We start from the raw sequence: 4,114 nt of genomic DNA, 5'->3' as shown, positions 1-4,114 counted from the left end.
TAAATTTTCAAAAAAATCATCTTGCTAATTGCTGAGTGCTGACCGCTTGTCATCAACATTTACTAAAGTTGGTACAATTTATGATTGGGGTTTTGGAGACCAAACCCCTACATTTTTTCCTCTTTATAACTAACTATCAGCTTTTTAAAAAAAAATCATCTTGCTAATTGCTGAGTGCTGACCGCTTGTCATCAAAATTTACTAAAGTTGGTACAATTTATGATTTGGGTTTTGGAGACCAAACCCCTACATTTTTTCTTCTTTAATAACTAACTATCAGCTTTGAGCAACTCTGGGTTAAAATCCTCATTCTCAACTTTCAAAAAAATCATCTTGCTGAATGCTGAATGCTCACCCTTTGTCATCAACATTTACTAAAGTTAGTAGAATTTATGATTTGGGTTTTGGAGACCAAACCCCTACATTTTTTCTTCTTTAATAACTAACTATCAGCTTTGAGCAACTCTGGGTTAAAATCCCCATTCTCAACTTTCAAAAAATCATCTTGCTAATTGCTGAGTGCTCACCCTTTGTCATCAACATTTACTAAAGTTGGTAGAATTTATGATTGGGGTTTTGGAGACCAAACCCCTACATTTTTTCTTCTTTATAATTAGCTATCAGCTTTGAGCAACTCTGGGTTAAAATCCCCATTCTCAACTTTCAAAAAATCATCTTGCTAATTGCTGAGTGCTGACCATTTGTCATCAACATTTACTAAAGTTAGTACAATTTATGATTTGGGGAAAGTAAACTAAACCCCTACATTTTTTCTTCTTTAATAACTAACTATCAGCTTTGAGCAACTCTGGGTTAAAATTCCCATTCTCAACTTTCAAAAAATCATCTTGCTGATTGCTGACGGCTCACCCCTTGTAATCAACATTTACTAAAGTTGGTATAGTTTATGATTTGGGGAAAGGAGACCAAAACCCTACATTTTTTCTTCTTTATAATTAGCTATCAGCTTTGAGCAACTCTGGGTTAAAATCCCCATTCTCAACTTTCAAAAAATCATCTTGCTAACTGCTGACTGCTGACCGCTTTTTTAACGACCAAAATAAATAAATACATTAATAAACCCTGAATCTAATAAATAGCGTTGCCATTTTTCTGCTATTTCTATTTCTTCAAAAGGTCCTATAGCTACATTTTCTGGTGTTTCTGTCACCTGAATTCCACTGTCAGGAACTCCCAATAATCCCAATCTATATGTGATTAGAGCTAAATCTTTTGACTTACTAGGAATTAATAAATAATAGGATCTACTATTACTCAGTCCATAAGCTATTGAATGGCTAACTGGAGGATATACACTACGTGCTAAAGTTGTAGGTCTTAGAGGATCGCCAAATGCTTCACCAGGGTTGCGCCTTGATAATTCGCCATTAATGCCTTTTTCTTCTAAAAAATCTAACAAATCTAAGGCAAAAAATAACTCAGAAAAGCTTCCGACTTGAATAGCTCTTGCGTCTCCAAAAGAACGAAATACAGCTCTTGGTTCAATTTGCCGCCGAATAATTCCTAACAAAATTCGACTTTTTGACTCAACATAAACAACATATCGTAAATTAGGAAATGGATTGGGTTCGATGGGATTAAATATTGGTTCTTTTTGTTTATTTGAGGGTGTGATGATTGATGATGGTAATTTTTCAATAGGTCTTGGATATCTGGATATATCTGTTATTAGTTGTACGTTTTTTGATGCGTTGTTGTTGGAGATAAAAATTGTGTTTTCGCTTTGATTTTGATTGGTAGTTAAGGTTTTAGTTTTGATGACTTCTCCCAGGCATAAAGTCTGGTAGCTTAGGACTAAAAATCCTCCTAATATAATTGATAATAATGACATTTTTGAATTTTGGTAGTACAATATTACATTAAATGGATTTAGCATAGTTAGTTACTCCGATAAATGATGATTTTAGCGATCGCTAAAACTCAGCTTTTTGCCTTGGCAAAACAAAGTTAAATCACCTATAGTATTTTCATTCAAAATGAATACCAGGATTAATGAAAAAAGGAAACAGAGAAAAATAAACTTAAAAGTTAAAAGTCATGCCTTAAGAAAAAAAGAAAGGATTTAAGAAAATCAAAAGTTAAAGTTTAAGAGCATACTAAGTCAGGTCTGTCTTGATAGAAAATAGCAAATACCATAACTGTATAACTAGATTTCATCTATAAGTACAAAATTAGTTGATTTTAGGAAGTAAGTAGGGACCTTTCGCTGCGCGACATGTTTGCTCGCATTTCCTATAAAAAAAACGCATTAATGCTCAAGCAACGTCCGTACATAGTAGTAATTCAGGAAACAGAGAATAAAAAAGAAGATAGAAAAAAAATCTATAATCAAGATAAATATATATAGTTTTGATTTGATAAACTCAAGTCCCATGAATAAAATTATAGTCGGTCTTTCTGGTGGAGTTGATAGTTCCACAGCAGCAGCAATATTACATCATCAAGGATATCAAGTTGAGGGCTTAACTCTTTGGTTAATGAAAGGAAAAGGTCAATGTTGTTCTGAAGGAATGGTTGATGCTGCCTATATTTGCGAACAATTAGGTATTCCCCATCACATTGTTGATACTCGCGATTTATTTCAGACAAATATTGTTGATTATTTAGTGACAGGTTATAGTGCCGGAATTACTCCACTACCTTGTTCTCAATGTAATAAAACTGTTAAATTTGGCCCTATGTTAGCTTATGGCCGTGAAAAATTAGGTATTGACAAAATTGCCACGGGGCATTACGCACGAATTGATTATGATTCAGATAGCGATCGCTATCTCTTAAAACGTGCAGTTGACCGTAACAAAGACCAGTCTTATTTTCTGTACGATCTAACACAGGATTTATTGGCAGGTTCAGTATTTCCTCTAGGAGAAATGGTCAAGAGCAAAACCCGACGCATTGCAGCAGAATATAGTTTGAAAACTGCTGATAAACCAGAAAGTCAGGATTTATGTCTGGTAGAAGCTAATGGTTCGATGCGGGAATTTTTGGATAAATATATTACTCCCCATCAAGGTGAAATAGTTGACCGAGAAGGGCGAGTGTTAGGAAACCATGATGGTGTCCATCATTATACTATTGGCCAAAGAAAAGGTTTGGGAGTTTCTGCCCCTCATCCTTTATATGTGATTGACTTAGACCCAGTGATGAATCGGGTAGTAGTGGGCGATCGCGACAGTGCGGCCAAAATGGAGTCTACTGTGAAGTTGGTTAACTGGGTTTCTATTGCTCCACCAACTACTCCAATACGCGCAGAAGTGCAAGTAAGATATCGCAGTTTACCTGTAGCTGCAAATATTATTCCTTTGGGTATTAATGAACAGAAACCTCAAGATGGTTTTCGAGTTAAGTTAATGTTTGAAGAAGCAGTTTTTAGCATAACTCCTGGTCAAGCTGCTGTTTGGTATGAGGGAGATATTTTATTAGGTGGGGGGATAATTAATAATGAATAATTAATAATGAATAATGGAGCATTACAACTCTCTCTAATTATCAATTATCCATTGGTAAGTGTTAGTTTTTAGTCTGGATTTGAGTTGATTATTAAAGCTGAAAATCCAGACTACTATAGCTGAAGTTAGAAGTCAGGAGTTCAATTATTTCTGTGACTATATTTAAGAATTTGAGAATGTTTGCGCCAATCATGGCGATTGCTATAAATTATCCATAATTATATTTCTCAAATTTTCCTTTGTGAAGGTTTTTTTAGTGGTAAAGCAAGAGTAAATATAGGTTCCTCTGCAAAACTTTCTAATGCTCAAAGAGGAAAATCTGGAAGTTGCTTTTTCAAATTTTCCTTTGTGAAGATTTTTTTAGTGGTAAAGCAAGAGCAAATATAGGTTCCTCTGGAAAATTTTTGATGCTCACAGAGGAAAATCTAGAAATAGTAAATATAGGTTCTTCAGGAAAACTTTTGATGCTCGGAGTGGAAAATCTGGAAATAGCAAATTCTCCATCGGTGGATTTCTCAAATTTTGGCTGGTTCAAATTTTTTCCATAGTTAAAGTCAGAGTAAATATAGGTTCTTCAGGAAAACTTTTGATGCTCGGAGTGGAAAATCTGGAAATAGCAAATTCTCCATCGGTGGATTTCTCAA

The 4,114-nt window shown here is 34.6% G+C and carries 3 protein-coding genes; 1 reads left to right on the top strand and 2 read right to left on the bottom strand.

The genetic code is table 11. The features are described 5' to 3' along the window. Positions 1-1,048: 1,048 nt before the first annotated feature. The gene (locus F6K40_RS39130; protein ID WP_293145375.1) at positions 1,049-1,897 is read right to left on the bottom strand and encodes a hypothetical protein; all 849 of its coding nucleotides are present in this window, start codon (positions 1,895-1,897) and stop codon (positions 1,049-1,051) included. A gap of 481 nt (positions 1,898-2,378) precedes the next feature. On the opposite strand from F6K40_RS39130, the gene mnmA reads away from it, so the two are divergent. Continuing rightward, positions 2,379-3,470, top strand: coding sequence for a tRNA 2-thiouridine(34) synthase MnmA (gene mnmA / locus F6K40_RS39125; RefSeq protein ID WP_293145378.1), 1,092 nt, complete (start codon positions 2,379-2,381; stop codon positions 3,468-3,470). Positions 3,471-3,804: 334 nt separating this feature from the next. Here mnmA and F6K40_RS39120 read toward each other — a convergent pair whose 3' ends face one another. Continuing rightward, the gene (locus F6K40_RS39120; protein ID WP_293145372.1) at positions 3,805-4,005 is read right to left on the bottom strand and encodes a hypothetical protein; all 201 of its coding nucleotides are present in this window, start codon (positions 4,003-4,005) and stop codon (positions 3,805-3,807) included. Between the last annotated feature and the right edge of the window lie 109 nt (positions 4,006-4,114).

The organism is Okeania sp. SIO3I5, assembly GCF_010672085.1.
In the GTDB taxonomy this organism is placed as follows: domain Bacteria; phylum Cyanobacteriota; class Cyanobacteriia; order Cyanobacteriales; family Microcoleaceae; genus Trichodesmium.
Note: the sequence above shows the minus strand (reverse complement) of the source record. Positions and strands in the feature narration are given on the sequence as shown.

What these genes read in the sequence shown, in the direction of transcription:
- F6K40_RS39130 (WP_293145375.1), bottom strand. Translation starts at nt 1,897, where the DNA reads ATGCTAAATCCATTTAATGTAATATTGTACTACCAAAATTCAAAAATG.